The sequence below is a fragment of the Serratia sp. 4542 genome (assembly GCF_016805595.1).
Lineage (GTDB): Bacteria > Pseudomonadota > Gammaproteobacteria > Enterobacterales > Enterobacteriaceae > Serratia > Serratia nevei.
Window position 1 is genome coordinate 1 of the sequence record NZ_RXKV01000018.1, and the last position, 16,183, is coordinate 16,183.

Annotated in this window: 10 protein-coding genes, 1 tRNA gene and 1 rRNA gene; 7 read left to right on the forward strand and 5 right to left on the reverse strand. The window is 61.7% G+C overall.

The window, feature by feature from the left end:
* The first annotated feature begins 28 nt into the window (after nucleotides 1-28).
* From EKL15_RS22855 to aceK, 6 genes are all read left to right on the forward strand, one after another.
* Nucleotides 29-104 (forward strand) — tRNA-Thr (locus tag EKL15_RS22855).
* A gap of 45 nt (nucleotides 105-149) precedes the next feature.
* A 5S ribosomal RNA gene (gene rrf / locus EKL15_RS22860) occupies nucleotides 150-265 on the forward strand.
* A 381-nt stretch (nucleotides 266-646) separates the two neighbouring features.
* On the forward strand, nucleotides 647-1,576 hold the full coding sequence (gene metA, locus EKL15_RS22865; RefSeq protein ID WP_203090423.1) for a homoserine O-succinyltransferase: 930 nt from the start codon (nucleotides 647-649) through the stop codon (nucleotides 1,574-1,576).
* A gap of 374 nt (nucleotides 1,577-1,950) precedes the next feature.
* On the forward strand, nucleotides 1,951-3,549 hold the full coding sequence (gene aceB / locus EKL15_RS22870; RefSeq protein WP_049201549.1) for a malate synthase A: 1,599 nt from the start codon (nucleotides 1,951-1,953) through the stop codon (nucleotides 3,547-3,549).
* Nucleotides 3,550-3,590: 41 nt separating this feature from the next.
* The gene (aceA, locus tag EKL15_RS22875) at nucleotides 3,591-4,898 is read left to right on the forward strand and encodes an isocitrate lyase (RefSeq protein ID WP_004936630.1); all 1,308 of its coding nucleotides are present in this window, start codon (nucleotides 3,591-3,593) and stop codon (nucleotides 4,896-4,898) included.
* A 69-nt stretch (nucleotides 4,899-4,967) separates the two neighbouring features.
* Nucleotides 4,968-6,722, forward strand: coding sequence for a bifunctional isocitrate dehydrogenase kinase/phosphatase (aceK, locus tag EKL15_RS22880; RefSeq protein WP_060425122.1), 1,755 nt, complete (start codon nucleotides 4,968-4,970; stop codon nucleotides 6,720-6,722).
* Nucleotide 6,723: 1 nt separating this feature from the next.
* Here the strand turns inward: aceK and EKL15_RS22885 are convergent, their stop codons facing one another.
* The 5 genes from EKL15_RS22885 to iclR form a co-directional block, all read right to left on the reverse strand.
* On the reverse strand, nucleotides 6,724-7,365 hold the full coding sequence (locus EKL15_RS22885; protein WP_100397033.1) for a bifunctional 4-hydroxy-2-oxoglutarate aldolase/2-dehydro-3-deoxy-phosphogluconate aldolase: 642 nt from the start codon (nucleotides 7,363-7,365) through the stop codon (nucleotides 6,724-6,726).
* 54 nt (nucleotides 7,366-7,419) lie between these two features.
* On the reverse strand, nucleotides 7,420-9,234 hold the full coding sequence (gene edd / locus EKL15_RS22890) for a phosphogluconate dehydratase (protein WP_087762607.1): 1,815 nt from the start codon (nucleotides 9,232-9,234) through the stop codon (nucleotides 7,420-7,422).
* A 98-nt stretch (nucleotides 9,235-9,332) separates the two neighbouring features.
* The gene (gntU, locus tag EKL15_RS22895) at nucleotides 9,333-10,670 is read right to left on the reverse strand and encodes a gluconate transporter (protein WP_060425180.1); all 1,338 of its coding nucleotides are present in this window, start codon (nucleotides 10,668-10,670) and stop codon (nucleotides 9,333-9,335) included.
* On the reverse strand, nucleotides 10,667-11,206 hold the full coding sequence (gntK, locus tag EKL15_RS22900) for a gluconokinase (RefSeq protein ID WP_038874371.1): 540 nt from the start codon (nucleotides 11,204-11,206) through the stop codon (nucleotides 10,667-10,669). The genes gntU and gntK overlap by 4 nt, the downstream gene beginning before the upstream one ends.
* A gap of 252 nt (nucleotides 11,207-11,458) precedes the next feature.
* Complete coding sequence (gene iclR, locus EKL15_RS22905; protein ID WP_004936648.1) at nucleotides 11,459-12,289, reverse strand: glyoxylate bypass operon transcriptional repressor IclR; 831 nt, start codon at nucleotides 12,287-12,289, stop codon at nucleotides 11,459-11,461.
* Between the two features lie 196 nt (nucleotides 12,290-12,485).
* On the opposite strand from iclR, the gene metH reads away from it, so the two are divergent.
* A complete protein-coding gene (metH, locus tag EKL15_RS22910) occupies nucleotides 12,486-16,181 on the forward strand; it encodes a methionine synthase (RefSeq protein ID WP_100397034.1) in 3,696 nt (1,231 codons plus the stop codon).
* Nucleotides 16,182-16,183: the final 2 nt, after the last annotated feature.

The following is a 16,183-nucleotide window of genomic DNA, read 5'->3' on the forward strand; positions in this document are numbered from 1 at the left end:
GGACACTGCCAGGCATCAAATTAAGCGTGCTGATATGGCTCAGTTGGTAGAGCGCACCCTTGGTAAGGGTGAGGTCCCCAGTTCGACTCTGGGTATCAGCACCACTTTATTTAAAGTGGGTTTAGAAGTTCGGCAGAAAAAAGAATTTGCTTGGCGGCAATAGCGCGGTGGTCCCACCTGACCCCATGCCGAACTCAGAAGTGAAACGCCGTAGCGCCGATGGTAGTGTGGGGTCTCCCCATGCGAGAGTAGGACACTGCCAAGCATCAAATAAAACAACAAGCCTCATGCGAAAGCATGGGGCTTTTTGTTTTGTCTGTTATTTGGTGTTCTGCTCGAGCATGGGCATGCGAAAGGCCCGTCGGGAACGGGCCTTAACGCCGCGTGCGGCGGCCCCGCAGGGGAGAGTCTCAGGATGAGACGAATACTGTAGGACACTGCCAAGCATCAAATAAGCCAAGAGGCCATCCGAAAGGATGGCCTTTTTGCTTTTCAGTCCCTTTACTCCCCCTCCTCATATCTTGGCGCAGAGCGCGCAATGAAACATTTTCACCTTTCCGCCGAATGCTCGACATCGACGGAAAAAAACGCTATCTTCGGGCATCTAGAAGTCTAAACGTATAAATGGATGTGTGAGGGTTAAGCAATGCCGATTCGTGTTCCTGATGAGTTACCTGCGGTCAATTTCTTGCGCGGTGAGAATGTCTTCGTGATGACATCCTCGCGGGCAAAAACACAGGAAATCAGGCCACTGAAAATGCTGATCCTCAACCTGATGCCAAAGAAGATCGAAACGGAAAACCAGTTTTTGCGCCTGCTGTCCAACTCGCCGCTGCAGATTGATATCCAGCTGCTGCGTATCGATAGCCGCGAATCGAAGAACACGCCGGCCGAGCATCTGAATAACTTCTACTGCGACTTCGAGGATATCCAGAACGAGAACTTCGATGGTTTGATCGTTACCGGCGCGCCGTTGGGGCTGGTCGATTTCTGCGATGTTGCCTACTGGCCGCAGATCGAGCGCGTGATCGACTGGGCCAAGCACCACGTTACCTCCACGCTGTTCGTGTGCTGGGCGGTACAGGCGGCGTTGAATATTCTGTATGGCATTCCCAAGATGACGCGCGAGGTGAAGCTCTCCGGCGTTTATCCGCACCAAACGCTGCAGCAGCATGCGTTGCTGACACGCGGCTTCGACGAAAGCTTCCTGGCGCCGCATTCACGCTATGCCGATTTCCCGACCGAGGTGATTCGTCAATATACCGACCTGGATGTTCTGGCCGAATCCGAGCAGGCCGGCGCCTACCTGTTTGCCAGCAAGGACAAGCGCCTGGCGTTTGTCACCGGCCATCCGGAATACGATACGCTGACCCTGGCAGGAGAGTATTGTCGCGATAACGAAGCCGGCCTCGATCCCGCCGTTCCACTCAACTACTTCCCCGATGACAACCCCGCACTGACACCGAAAGCCACCTGGCGCAGCCATGGCCATCTGCTGTTCTCCAACTGGCTCAACTATTACGTCTACCAGATCACGCCGTATGATCTGCGCCATATGAATCCGACGCTCGACTGATTTTTTCTGCTCGCCGGCGGCTGAATCGAGGCCGCCGCGCCGTTGATCCTCTGAACGATCCTCTTTTTCTCCGTCACACCTCCTTAAAGTCCATTGTTAAACAAGGCGTTAGCGCATCTTTATCACTCTGATGGAAGCGATTTCCTTACCTGTCATTATTGTTATTTTATCTAACCAATTGATAATAAAGTGTTAATAAAATATTTAATAATAAAATGGAAATGGTTTTTGATTTTTATTTTTTGTTGAGTATTCTTAGAGCTATCGGGATGAGATCTGACCAGTTGAGGATCGTTTCATCCACCCTGATCCACAGTGATTTCTGATGAAAATGCGCCGGTCGCGCGAGCGCAACGATGGGAAGGAGCAAGGTCATGACACAACAGATAGCAGGCACGGAGTTAAGGTTTACGCAGGGTTTCGCCGCAGCGGAGCGCCAGGTGTTGACCGATGAAGCAGTTGAATTCCTGGCGGAACTGGTGGGGAAATTCACGCCGCGGCGCAACGAGCTGCTGGCGGCGCGTGTCCGCTGGCAGCAAAATATCGATCGCGGCGAACTGCCGGGATTTATTTCGGAAACCACTTCCATTCGCGAAGGTGATTGGCAGATCCGCGGCATTCCACAAGATCTGCGTGACCGCCGGGTCGAGATCACCGGGCCGGTTGAGCGCAAGATGGTGATCAATGCGCTTAATGCCAACGTAAAAGTGTTCATGGCAGACTTCGAAGACTCGCTGGCGCCAAGCTGGGACAAAGTCATCGACGGCCAAATTAACCTGCACGATGCGGTTAACGGCACCATTTCCTACACCAATGAAGCAGGCAAAATCTACCAGCTGAAACCGAACCCGGCGGTATTGATCGCTCGCGTGCGCGGCCTGCATTTGCCGGAAAAACACGTGCTGTGGCGTGATGAAGCCATTCCCGGCGGCCTGTTCGATTTCGCGCTGTACTTCTACCACAACTATCGCCAGCTGCTGGCCAAGGGCAGCGGGCCGTATTTCTATCTGCCGAAAACCCAGTCCTGGGAAGAGGCGGCCTGGTGGAGTGATGTCTTCAGCTTTACCGAGGATCGTTTCGATCTGCCGCGCGGCACCATCAAAGCGACCGTGCTGATCGAAACCCTGCCGGCGGTGTTCCAGATGGACGAAATTCTCTACCACCTGCGCGACCACATCGTCGGCCTGAACTGCGGCCGCTGGGATTACATCTTCAGCTACATCAAAACGCTGAAGAATCATGGCGATCGCGTGCTGCCGGATCGTCAGTCGGTGACCATGGAGAAACCTTTCCTCAGCGCCTATTCGCGTCTGTTGATCAAAACCTGTCACAAGCGCGGCGCGTTCGCCATGGGCGGTATGGCGGCGTTTATCCCGAGCAAAGACGCCGAGAAAAATGACTGGGTGTTGAATAAGGTACGGGCGGACAAAGAGCTGGAGGCCAGCAACGGCCACGACGGCACCTGGGTGGCGCACCCGGGGCTGGCGGATACGGTGATGGAGGTATTTGGCAAAGCATTGGGCGATCGCCAAAACCAGCTGGAGGTGCTGCGTGAGCAAGACGCGCCGATCAGCGCCGCACAGCTGCTGGCACCGTGCGACGGCGAACGCACCGAGGCGGGGATGCGCGCCAATATCCGCGTGGCGGTACAGTACATCGAAGCCTGGATCTCCGGCAACGGTTGCGTGCCGATTTACGGTTTGATGGAAGATGCGGCGACGGCGGAAATCTCCCGTACGTCAATCTGGCAGTGGATCCACCACGAGAAGAGCCTGAGCGACGGGCGCCCGGTCACCAAGGCGCTGTTCCGCCAGATGCTGCAAGAAGAGATGTTGGTGGTGCGTGAAGAAGTGGGGGAAGCGCGCTTTAACGCCGGCCGGTTCGAAGAGGCGGCGCGCCTGATGGAGCGCATCACCACGCAAGATGAATTAATCGATTTCCTGACGCTGCCCGGCTATGAGCTGCTGGCCTGAGTTTTCCCAATTAACCCTACACGACTGAAAGGATAAAAATTATGTCTACCTCTCGCTCTCAACAGATCCAGCAGCTGGAACAGGAATGGAAATCGGCCCGTTGGGAAGGCATCACTCGCCCTTACAGCGCCGAAGACGTGATCAACCTGCGCGGTTCGGTCAACCCGGAATGCACCCTGGCGCAAAACGGCGCCGCCAAACTGTGGGCATTGTTGAACGGCAAGGCGCGCAAAGGCTACGTGAACTGCCTGGGCGCGCTGACCGGCGGCCAGGCGCTGCAGCAGGCCAAAGCCGGCGTCGAGGCTATCTACCTGTCCGGTTGGCAGGTGGCGGCGGACGCCAACAGCGCGGCGGCCATGTACCCTGACCAGTCGCTGTATCCGGTGGACTCGGTGCCGAAGGTCGTCGAGCGCATCAACAATACCTTCCGCCGCGCCGATCAGATCCAATGGGCTAACCAGATTGAGCCGGGCAGCAAAGGCTACACCGATTATTTCCTGCCGATCGTCGCCGATGCGGAAGCCGGCTTCGGCGGCGTGCTGAACGCCTTCGAGCTGATGAAAGCGATGATCACCGCCGGCGCCGCCGGGGTGCACTTTGAAGACCAGCTGGCGGCGGTGAAGAAATGCGGCCATATGGGCGGTAAAGTGCTGGTGCCCACGCAAGAAGCGATCCAGAAACTGGTCGCCGCGCGCCTGGCGGCCGACGTGCTCGGCGTGCCGACGCTGGTGATCGCCCGCACCGACGCCGATGCGGCCGACCTGCTGACTTCCGATTGCGATCCGTATGACAGCGCCTTCGTCACCGGCGAGCGCACGGCGGAAGGCTTCTTCCGTACCCATGCCGGCGTCGAGCAGGCGATCAGCCGCGGCCTGGCTTACGCCCCTTACGCGGATATGGTGTGGTGCGAAACCTCAACGCCGGATCTGGATGCCGCTCAGCGCTTCGCCGACGCCATCCACGCCAAATACCCGGGCAAGCTGCTGGCCTACAACTGCTCGCCGTCGTTCAACTGGAAGAAGAACCTCGACGACCAGACCATCGCCCGCTTCCAGCAGGCGCTGTCGGACATGGGCTACAAATATCAGTTCATCACGCTGGCGGGCATCCACAGCATGTGGTTCAACATGTTCGACCTGGCGCACGCCTATGCGCAGGGCGAGGGCATGAAACACTACGTCGAGAAGGTGCAGCAGGCGGAGTTCGCCGCGGTGGATCGCGGCTACACCTTCGCGTCGCACCAGCAAGAGGTGGGTACCGGCTACTTCGACAAGGTCACCACCATCATTCAGGGCGGCGCCTCTTCGGTCACCGCGCTGACCGGTTCGACGGAAGAACAGCAGTTCTGATGCGGCAAGCTTGAAGACGTTTCACCCGGAGCCTGCATGCGCAGGCTTCTTTTTCTGGCGGGGGTAAGGATGGCGGCAAAACTGGAGTTGTTGATCGCACAGACGATCCTGCAGGGCTTCGATGCGCAGTACGGCCGCTTTCTGGAAGTGACCGCCGGCGCGCAGCAGCGCTTCGAGCAGGCGGACTGGCCGGCGGTGCAGCAGGCGATGAAAAAGCGCATCCATCTGTACGACCATCACGTCGGCCTGGTGGTGGAGCAGCTCAAATGCATCACCGGGCAGAAATACTTCGACGCCGACTTCCCCAGCCGGGTCAAAGCGGTCTATATCGACCTGCTACCGGACTATCCGCGTTTCGAAATCGCCGAAAGCTTCTTTAACTCGGTCTACTGCCGGCTGTTCAAGCACCGCGATCTGACGCCGGACAAGCTGTTCGTCTTCAGTTCGCAGCCGGAGCGGCGCTTTCGCGATATTCCGCGTCCGCTGGCGCGCGATTTCACGCCCAATGGCGATCTGCCGGCGATGCTGCGCAGCGTACTGAGCGATCTGCCGCTGCGGCTGCCGTGGGAGGATTTGACGCGCGATATTCGCTACATCACTCAGGCGCTGCAACGCGCCTTCAGCGCACAGCAGCTGGCGGGGGCAACCTTCCAGATCGCCAACGAACTGTTCTACCGCAACAAGGCCGCCTGGCTGGTCGGCAAGCTGCGCCTGGCCGACGGCGTTTATCCGTTCTTGCTGCCTATCCACCACAGCGAATCGGGCGCGCTGTTTATCGACGCCTGCCTGACCGGTAAGGCTGAGGCCAGCATCGTCTTCGGCTTCGCCCGTTCTTATTTCATGGTCTACGCGCCGCTGCCGGCGGCGATGGTGGAGTGGCTGCGTGAGATCCTGCCGGGCAAAACCACCGCCGAGCTGTACATGGCGATCGGCTGCCAGAAGCATGGCAAAACCGAATGCTATCGCGAATACCTGACCTTTATGGCGCAGTCGCAGGAGCAATTTATCATCGCGCCGGGGGTGAAGGGCATGGTGATGCTGGTGTTCACCTTGCCGTCTTTCGACCGGGTATTCAAAGTGATCAAGGACGAGTTCGCCCCGCAAAAAGAGGTGACGCAGGCGCAGGTGATGGCCTGCTATCAGCTGGTGAAAGAGCACGATCGCGTCGGGCGCATGGCGGATACCCAGGAGTACGAGAATTTCGTCGTCGACAAGGCGCGCCTCAGCCCGGCGCTGTTGGCGGAACTGCAGCGCGAAGTGCCGGGCAAACTGGAAGATCTCGGCGATCGCATCGTGATCAAGCACCTGTATATGGAACGGCGCATGACGCCGCTGAACCTGTATCTGGAGCAGGCCAACGATCAGCAGATGCGCGATGCGATCGAAGAGTACGGCAATGCCATCAAGCAGCTGGCCGCCGCCAATATCTTCCCCGGCGACATGCTGTTCAAGAACTTTGGCGTGACGCGCCACGGGCGGGTGGTGTTCTACGACTACGACGAAATTTGCTACATGACCGAGGTTAACTTCCGCGACATTCCGCCGCCGCGTTATCCGGAGGACGAGCTGGCCAGTGAGCCGTGGTACAGCATCGCGCCCAATGACGTGTTCCCGGAGGAGTTCCGCCACTTCCTGTGCGGCGATCGGCGCATTCGGCAGGTGTTTGAGGAGTTGCACAGCGATCTGTTTACCGCTGAGTATTGGCGCGGGTTGCAGCAGCGCATCCGCGAGGGGCACGTGGAAGACGTGTTCGCTTACCGCAAGAAGCAGCGGTTCAGCCAGCGCAGCGGGGCGGCGCTGCCGGCCGCCACCGCTGCGATGTAAATCAGGACTGGGCGCCCGCGACGGCGGCGCGCGCCAGTTCGGTGATGCGGGCGTAGTCGCCGCTTTCCAGCGCGTCCGCCGGCACCAGCCAAGAGCCGCCGATGCACAGCACGCTTTTCAGCGCCAGATAGCTGCGGTAATTGTCCGGTGAGATGCCGCCGGTCGGGCAGAAGCGCACCTGCGGGAACGGGCCGCCGATCGCCTGCAGTGCTTTTACGCCGCCGTTGGCTTCCGCCGGGAAGAATTTAAACTCGCGCAGGCCGTAATCCATGCCCAGCATCAGCTCGGAAACGGTGCTGATGCCCGGAATAAGCGGAATGGACCCGGCGGTGGCCGCCTTGAGCAGCTCGTCGGTCAGCCCCGGGCTGATGGCGAACTGCGCACCGGCCTCGGTCACTTCACGCAGCTGCTGGGGATTGATCACGGTACCGGCGCCGATGATCGCTTCCGGCACTTCTTGGGCGATGGCGCGAATGGCGTCCATGGCGCAGGCGGTGCGCAGCGTCACTTCCAGCACCCGCACGCCGCCGGCGACCAGCGCTTTCGCCAGCGGTACCGCATGTTCCAGCTTGTTGATCACGATGACCGGCACCACCGGCCCCGCCGTCAGGATCTGCTCGGCGCTTGTTTTCCATTGGTTCATGATGACGTTCTCCTCTGTGGCCGCCGCCAGGCGGCGATGCGGCCAGGCTATCGATTAAAATTTGATGCAGCAGGCGCCCTGCTCGGCGCCGGACAGCTGGCTGCGCAGCGCGCCGAACAGCTCGCGGCCGCAGCCGATGTGTTCTGCGCTCAGATCGGGCTGGCATGGCGCGCGCTGGGCCAGTTCGTCGGCGTCGACCAGCACCTGCAGCTCGCCGCTGCGGCCGTTGACGCGGATCGGATCGCCGTCGCGCACTTTCGCCAGCAGGCCGCCGGTATAGGCTTCCGGGGTGACGTGGATGGCGGAAGGCACCTTGCCGGAGGCGCCTGACAGGCGGCCGTCGGTCACCAGCGCCACTTTGAAGCCGCGATCCATCAGCACGCCCAGCGGCGGCATCAGCTTGTGCAGCTCCGGCATGCCGTTGGCTTGTGGCCCCTGGAAGCGCACCACCACCACGCAATCGCGATCCAGCTTGCCGGCTTCGAACGCCGGCACGATGTCGTGCTGGCTGTCGAACACCACCGCCGGCGCTTCGATAATCTGGTTGTCGGCGGGCACCGCCGAGGTTTTCATCACCGCACGGCCCAGATTGCCGGTCATCACTTTGGTGCCGCCGTGATGCTCAAACGGCTGAGCGACGCTGGCGATCACGCTGGCGTCGAGCGAGCCGGCCACGCCTTCACGCCACACCAGCTGGCCATTATCCAGCCAGGGTTCCTGGGTGTAGCGGTGCAGGCCGAAACCGGCCACGGTGTGCACGTCTTCGTGCAGCAGCCCGTGTTGCAGCAGCTCGCGCACCACCAGCGGCACGCCGCCGGCGGCCTGGAACTGGTTGATGTCGGCCGGGCCGTTCGGATAGATGCGGCACAGCAGCGGCACCGCTTCCGACAGCTCCGAGAAATCGTCCCAGGTAATGATGATGCCTGCTGCGCGCGCCATCGCCACCAGATGCATGGTCAGGTTGGTGGAGCCGCCGGTGGCCAGCAGCGAGACGATGCCGTTTACCACCACTTTCTCGTCCACCAGGCGGCCGATCGGCAGGTAGTTGCCGGCGGTGTCGGTCAGTCGCGTCACCTGGCGCGCGGCGGCGTCGTTCAGCGCGTCGCGCAGCGGCGTGTCCGGATGTACGAAAGAGGCGCCCGGCAGGTGCAGGCCCATCACTTCCATCACCATCTGGTTGGTGTTGGCGGTGCCGTAGAAGGTGCAGGTGCCGATGCCGTGATAGGACGCGGCCTCGGCTTCCAGCAGCGCCAGGCGGTCGGCCTTGCCCTCGGCGTACAGCTGGCGCACGCGCACCTTTTCCTTGTTGGGTAAACCGCTGCTCATCGGGCCGGCCGGCACGAACAGCGCGGGCAGGTGGCCGAAGGAGAGGGCGGCCATCACCAGCCCGGGCACGATCTTGTCGCAGATGCCGAGGAACAGCGCGCCGTCGAACATGTTGTGCGACAGGCCGACGGCGGCCGACATGGCGATCACGTCACGGCTCATCAGCGACAGCTCCATGCCGTCCTGCCCCTGCGTCACGCCGTCGCACATCGCCGGCACGCCGCCGGCTACCTGGCCCACGGCGCCCACCGCCTGCAGCGCCTGTTTCAGCCGCTGCGGGTAGTGTTCGTACGGCTGGTGGGCCGACAGCATGTCGTTATAGGCGGTGATGATGGCGATATCGCTGCGCACCATGTTTTTCAGCGCCGTCTTGTCATCGGGCTGACAGGCGGCGAAGCCGTGGGCCAGGTTGCCGCAGGCCAGCTGCGCGCGGTGGACGGTTTGGGAACGGGCCGCTTCGATACGCGCCAGATAGGCGGCACGGCTGGCCTGGGAACGGTGGGTGATGCGCTGTGTGACACGGGACAAGGTTGGGTTAATCATGCCTTCCTCACATTGCTGTTGTTATAGTCGCCGCCTGTGGCGGTGCCCCCGGTGGTGATTTGCAGCCCTGGTGTGCAAGGCCGGGGGCGATTTGGGATTTAAAACATCGTGAATGCCATCATGCCGATAGCGCCGCCGACGCTGCCCAGAATCGTTTCCATCACCGTCCAGGTTTTCAGCGTTTGCAGTTCGTTGGCGCCGGTGAACTTGCCGAACAGCCAGAAACCGGCGTCGTTGACGTGGCTCAGCACGATGGAGCCGCCGGCGATACAGATAGCCAGCGCGGCCAGCTGCCCGCCGTTCAATCCGAGCTGGCTGGTGACCGGCAGCACCAGGCCGACGGTGGTCAGGCAGGCGACGGTGGCCGAGCCCTGAATCACCCGCACCATGGCGGAGAGCGCAAAGGCGGCCACGGCGATCGGCAGGCCGGCGCCGATCATAGCGTCACCCAGCGCTGGCCCTACGCCGGAATCCACCAGGATCTGTTTGAACACCCCGCCGGCGCCGGTCATCAGCAGGATGATCCCGGCCGGTTGCACCGCGGCGGAGCAGATGGCCAGCGTCTGTTCGTTGCTCATGCCGCGCGGTTTCGCCAGGCCGTAAATCACGATCAGGCAGGCCAGCAGGATGGCGGTGAACGGGTGGCCGATAAACTCCAGCCACTGCTGCAGCTGTGAACCCGGAGTGACCAGCCGCGCGCCGATGGTTTTCATGCCGACCAGCACCAGCGGGCACAGCACCAGCGCCAGGCTGAAGCCGAATGACGGCAGATTGCCCTTGGTCAGCGTCGGCTCGTTCTCTTCCGGCGGCATTGGCCAGTTGACGAAACGGCTGATAAAGCTGCCGTACAGCGGGCCGGCGATCAGCATGCCGATCACCGCCGCCACCAGGCCGATGGCGATCATCCAGCCGAAGTCGGCCTTCATCTGCGAAGCCAGCAGCATCGGCACCGGCCCCGGCAGCAGGAAGGAGGCGGCGGCGGCCACGCCGGCGAACAGCGGGATCGCCAGCTTGACGATATTGCCGTCGGTGCGGCGCGCCACGGCGAACACGATGCCGATCAGCAGCACCACCGCCACGTCGAAGAACAGCGGCAGCGCGCAGATCAGGCCGGCGATGCCGAGCGCATAGTGCGCCTTGCTTTGTCCGAATCGTTTCAGCAATTGCGCCGCAATTTGATCGAGCGCGCCGACCTCATGCAGGATCTTGCCGAACATCGCCCCCAGCGCCACCACGATCGCCAGAAAGCCCAGCGTGTCGCCCATGCCTTTTTGCATGGTGTCGGCGATATGGTCCAGCGGCATGCCGGAGAAAATGCCGGCGGCGATGGACACCAGCATCAGCGCGACGAAGGCGTGCATGCGCGCCTTCATCACCAGGAATAACAGCAGTAAAACCGAGCCGACTGCGGTACCGACCAGCGTAACGGTACTCACGCGCACACGTCCTGCGGCAGGAAGCTCTGGATATGGCGCACGGTATCGGCGATCACCGCGTCCAGCGGCTGGTTGATGTCGATCGCCATCACGTCGCTTTCGTCGGCGCCCGGTTGCTCCAGCGCGGCGAACTGGGTGACCAGCATCTGCGGTTTGAAGAAGTGGCCGTTACGCGCCGCCAGGCGGGATTCGATCACCGGGAACTCGCCGTGCAGGTAGATAAACGACAGGTTGCCGTTGCCGGCGCGCAGGCGGTCGCGATACTGCTTTTTCAGCGCCGAGCAGACGATGATCGACACGTTGTTGGTGCGCTGCATGGCGAAGGCGGCATCGTTGAGCGCGGCCAGCCACGGGGCGCGATCGTCGTCGTTCAACGCGTCGCCGGCGGCCATTTTCAGGATGTTGCTGCGCGGATGCAGGAAGTCGCCGTCGAGGAAGCCGGCGGAGAGTTGGCGGGCCGCGGCGGCGGCGACGGCGGACTTACCGCTGCCGGAAACGCCCATAACGACGTAAATGCGATTTTGATTGTTGGTCATGGCTTGGCTCCAAAACACCGGGTGACGTTACCTTCGTTCAGCTTGATTGTTACCGGTAACATGTTATCGGTAACATTGTCGAAGGAAGTGTGAGCGGTTGCAATGGGCTTTCGCCGTGAGGATCGTTAACTGTGATCGGCTTCAAGCTTTTTTCCCGTGTGCTAAACAGGATGCCGATAGCCTGTTACATGCTGACAACAGAGCAAGGAATCGGGAGAGAGGGCGCGCAGGGGCGCCCTCGGAGGGGTAGGATCAGCGCACGCCGCCGTAGGCCAGGCTGATCTCTTTCGCCGCGTGGATCACCAGCGCCCCCAGTTCGATCACGCGATCGTCGGTGATGCGCGACACCGGGCCGGAGATGGAGATGGCGGCGAAGGCTTCACGGTGCTCGTCGAAGATACAGGCCGCCACGCAGCGCAGGCCGAGCGCGTGCTCTTCGTCGTCAAAGGAGAAGCCCTGTTTGCGGATCTGCGCCAGCCCCTCTTTCAGGTTGTGCGGCGTCAGGGTGTGCGGCGTGTAGGTATGCATGCCTTTCTTGTGCAGCAGTTTGGTCACCTGATCGTCCGGCAGGGTGGCGAGGAACGCCTTGCCGGCGCCGGAGGCGTGCATCGGCAGTTTACCGCCGATCGGCGCCGACATGCGCATCAGCGCCGTACACTGCACCTGATCGATGATGATTGCCTGGTACTCGCTGGTATCCAGCACCGCCAGGTTGACGGTTTCGCCGGACTCTTCCATCAGGCGCCGCAGCGTCGGATGCACCATCGCCAGCAGGTTGCGGCTTTGCAGGAAGCTGCTGCCGACCACAAAGGCGTGCGAGCCGATGGTCCACAGGCCGAGATCGCCGACCTGGCGCACGAATCCCTGCTGCTGCATGGTGGTGAGCAGGCGGTGGGTGGTGGAATTCGGCAGGCCGGCCTGCTGCGCCAGATCGGTCAGCGCCACGTTGCCCTGGGCTTCCGAAATGTATTCCAACAGCTTCAGGCCACGGGTCAACGATTGTACCTGGCCGGTCGCCGCACTGGCGGCCGGGGCTGCTGCGCGGGGCTTCTTGCCGCGTTTGGCGGGAGCAGGGGTGGCCATGGGTGAGATTCCTTTTTCCGTATGATGGAATTCATTTTCGTTTTTTGTCGATGAATTGCAAGTCGCCGCCAGCTCATCGGAGGTGTTGGCGCACAACCTGAAAAACTCTCAATTGTCGCCCGGCCCTTTGTCCCTACAAGCTGTGCTAGGATGACTCGTTGGTTTTTGCGGCAGTTGAGCGATGGGCTGGATGGCAATGGAAGGGGTTACAGTGACGAATCGAGTAGAACAACTGCGCCGCCAGTTAGCGCAGCGCATTTTGGTGTTGGACGGCGGCATGGGCACCATGATCCAGAGCTACCGTCTGGACGAGCGCGATTTCCGCGGTGAGCGTTTCGCCGACTGGCGCAGCGATCTGAAAGGCAATAACGATCTGCTGGTGCTGACCAAGCCGGAAGTGATCACCGCCATTCATTACGCCTATCTCGAGGCGGGCGCCGATATCCTTGAGACCAATACTTTCAACTCCACCTCCATCGCCATGGCCGACTACCACATGGAGTCGCTGTCCGCCGAGATTAACTATCAGGCCGCCTGTCTGGCGCGCGCCTGCGCCGATGAGTGGACGGCGCGCACGCCGGAAAAACCGCGCTACGTCGCCGGGGTGCTGGGGCCGACCAACCGCACTGCGTCCATCTCGCCGAACGTCAACGATCCGGCGTTCCGCAACATCTCGTTCGATGAGCTGGTGGCGGCTTACCGCGAATCGACCCGCGCGCTGGTGGAGGGCGGCGTCGATCTGATCATGATCGAAACCATCTTCGACACCCTGAATGCCAAGGCCGCCGCTTTTGCAGTGGAAACCGAATTCGAAGCGCTGGGGGTGGAACTGCCGATCATGATTTCCGGCACCATCACCGACGCCTCCGGCCGCACCTTGTCCGGCCAGACGACCGAAGCGTTTTACAATTCGCTGCGCCACGTTAAGCCGCTGACCTTCGGCCTGAACTGCGCCCTGGGCCCGGACGAACTGCGTCAGTACGTCGCCGAGCTGGCGCGCATTTCGGAGACCTACGTCACCGCGCACCCGAACGCCGGTTTGCCGAACGCCTTCGGCGAGTACGATCTGGATGCAGCCGAGATGGCGCGCCAGGTCGGGGAGTGGGCGCAGGCCGGCTTCCTCAATATCATCGGCGGCTGCTGCGGCACCACGCCGGAACATATCGCCGCGATGGCCAACGCGGTGGAGGGCGTGCCGCCGCGCCGGTTGCCGGAGATCCCGGTCGCCTGCCGCCTGGCGGGCCTGGAGCCGCTGACCATCGACGCCAACACCCTGTTCGTCAACGTCGGCGAGCGCACCAACGTCACCGGTTCGGCGCGATTCAAGCGCCTGATCAAAGAAGAGAAATACAACGAGGCGCTCGACGTGGCGCGCCAGCAGGTCGAGAGCGGCGCGCAGATCATCGACATCAACATGGACGAGGGGATGCTCGACGCCGAAGCGGCGATGGTGCGCTTCCTTAACCTGATCGCCGGCGAGCCGGATATCGCCCGGGTGCCGATCATGATCGACTCCTCCAAGTGGTCCGTTATCGAGAAAGGCCTGAAGTGCATTCAGGGCAAGGGCATCGTCAACTCGATCTCGATGAAGGAGGGCGAAGAGGCCTTTATCCATCACGCCAAACTGGTGCGCCGCTACGGTGCCGCGGTGGTAGTGATGGCGTTCGACGAAGTGGGGCAGGCGGACACCCGCGAGCGCAAGTTCGAGATCTGCCGCCGCGCCTATAACATTCTGACCGAGCGCGTCGGCTTCCCGCCGGAAGACATCATTTTCGACCCGAACATTTTCGCCGTCGCTACCGGCATTGAAGAGCACAACAACTACGCCGTCGACTTTATCGAAGCCTGCGCCGATATCAAAACCCACCTGCCGCACGCGATGATCTCCGGTGGCGTGTCTAACGTGTCGTTCTCGTTCCGTGGCAACGATCCGGTGCGTGAAGCGATCCACGCGGTGTTCCTGTATCACGCCATTCGCAACGGCATGGACATGGGCATCGTCAACGCCGGGCAGCTGGCGATTTATGACGATCTGCCTACCGAGCTGCGCGAGGCGGTAGAGGACGTGATCCTCAACCGTCGCGAAGACGGCACCGAACGCCTGCTGGAGCTGGCGGAAAAGTACCGCGGCAGCAAAGACGGCGAAGCGGCGGTACAGCAGGCGGAGTGGCGCGGCTGGCCGGTGGAGAAACGGCTCGAGTATTCGCTGGTGAAGGGCATCACCGAGTTTATCGAGCTGGACACCGAAGAAGCGCGGCAGCAGGCCGAACGCCCGATCGAAGTGATCGAAGGGCCGCTGATGGCGGGGATGAACGTGGTTGGCGATCTGTTCGGCGAGGGCAAGATGTTCCTGCCGCAGGTGGTGAAATCCGCCCGCGTGATGAAGCAGGCGGTGGCCTACCTGGAACCGTACATCGAGGCCAGCAAGCAACAGGGCACCTCTGCGGGGAAAATCCTGCTGGCGACGGTGAAGGGCGACGTGCATGACATCGGCAAGAACATCGTCGGCGTGGTGCTGCAGTGCAACAACTATGAAATCGTCGATCTGGGTGTGATGGTGCCGACGGAGAAAATCCTGCGCACCGCGCGCGAGGAGAACGTGGACATCATCGGCCTGTCGGGGCTGATCACGCCGTCGCTCGACGAGATGGTCAACGTGGCGAAAGAGATGGAGCGCCAGGGCTTTAGGTTGCCGCTGCTGATCGGCGGTGCCACCACTTCCAAGGCGCACACCGCGGTGAAAATCGAGCAGAACTACAGCGGCCCGACCACCTACGTGCAGAATGCTTCGCGCACCGTGGGCGTGGTGTCGGCGCTGCTGTCCGCCACCCAGCGCGACGAGTTTGTGGCGCGCACCCGCAAAGAGTATGAAACGGTGCGCATTCAGCACGCGCGTAAAAAGCCGCGCACGCCGCCGGTCGATTTGCAGAAGGCGCGCGCCAACGCCATGGCGCTGGACTGGGCCGATTATCAGCCGCCGGCGCCGCGGCAGCTCGGCGTGTTCCCGGTGGCGGCCGGCATCGAGACGCTGCGCCACTACATCGACTGGACGCCGTTCTTCATGACCTGGTCGCTGGCGGGCAAATACCCGCGCATCCTGGAAGACGAGGTGGTGGGGGAAGAGGCCAAGCGCCTGTTCCACGACGCCAATCAGATGCTGGATCGGCTGGCCGCCGAGCGCAGCCTCAACCCGCGCGGCGTTTACGGCCTGTTCCCGGCCAACCGCGTCGGCGACGACGTGGAAGTATACCGCGACGAACGGCGTGACGAGGTGCTGGCGGCGAGCCGCCATCTGCGTCAGCAGACGGAAAAAACCGACTTCCCGAACTACTGCCTGGCGGACTTCGTGGCGCCGAAAAGCAGCGGCAAGGCCGACTACTTCGGCGCCTTCGCGGTGACCGGCGGGCTGGAGGAGGACGCGTTGGCGGCGGCCTACGACGCGCAGCACGACGATTACAACAAAATCATGGTCAAAGCGCTGGCGGATCGCTTGGCGGAGGCCTTCGCCGAATACCTGCATGAGCAGGTGCGCAAGCTGCACTGGGGCTATGCCGCCGACGAGAGCCTGAGCAACGAAGAGCTGATCCGCGAAAACTATCAGGGCATCCGGCCGGCACCGGGTTACCCGGCCTGCCCGGAGCACACCGAAAAAGCGACCATCTGGCAGCTGCTGGACGTCAACCGCCACACCGGCATGGAGCTGACGGAGTCCTTCGCCATGTGGCCGGGGGCGGCGGTGTCCGGGTGGTACTTCAGCCATCCTGAAAGCAAGTACTTCGCGGTGGCGCAGATCCAGCGCGATCAGGTGGAAGACTACGCGGTGCGTAAAGGGATGAGCGTGAGCGAGGTCGAGCGCTGGCTGGCGCCTAACCTCGGCTACGACGCCGACTGATT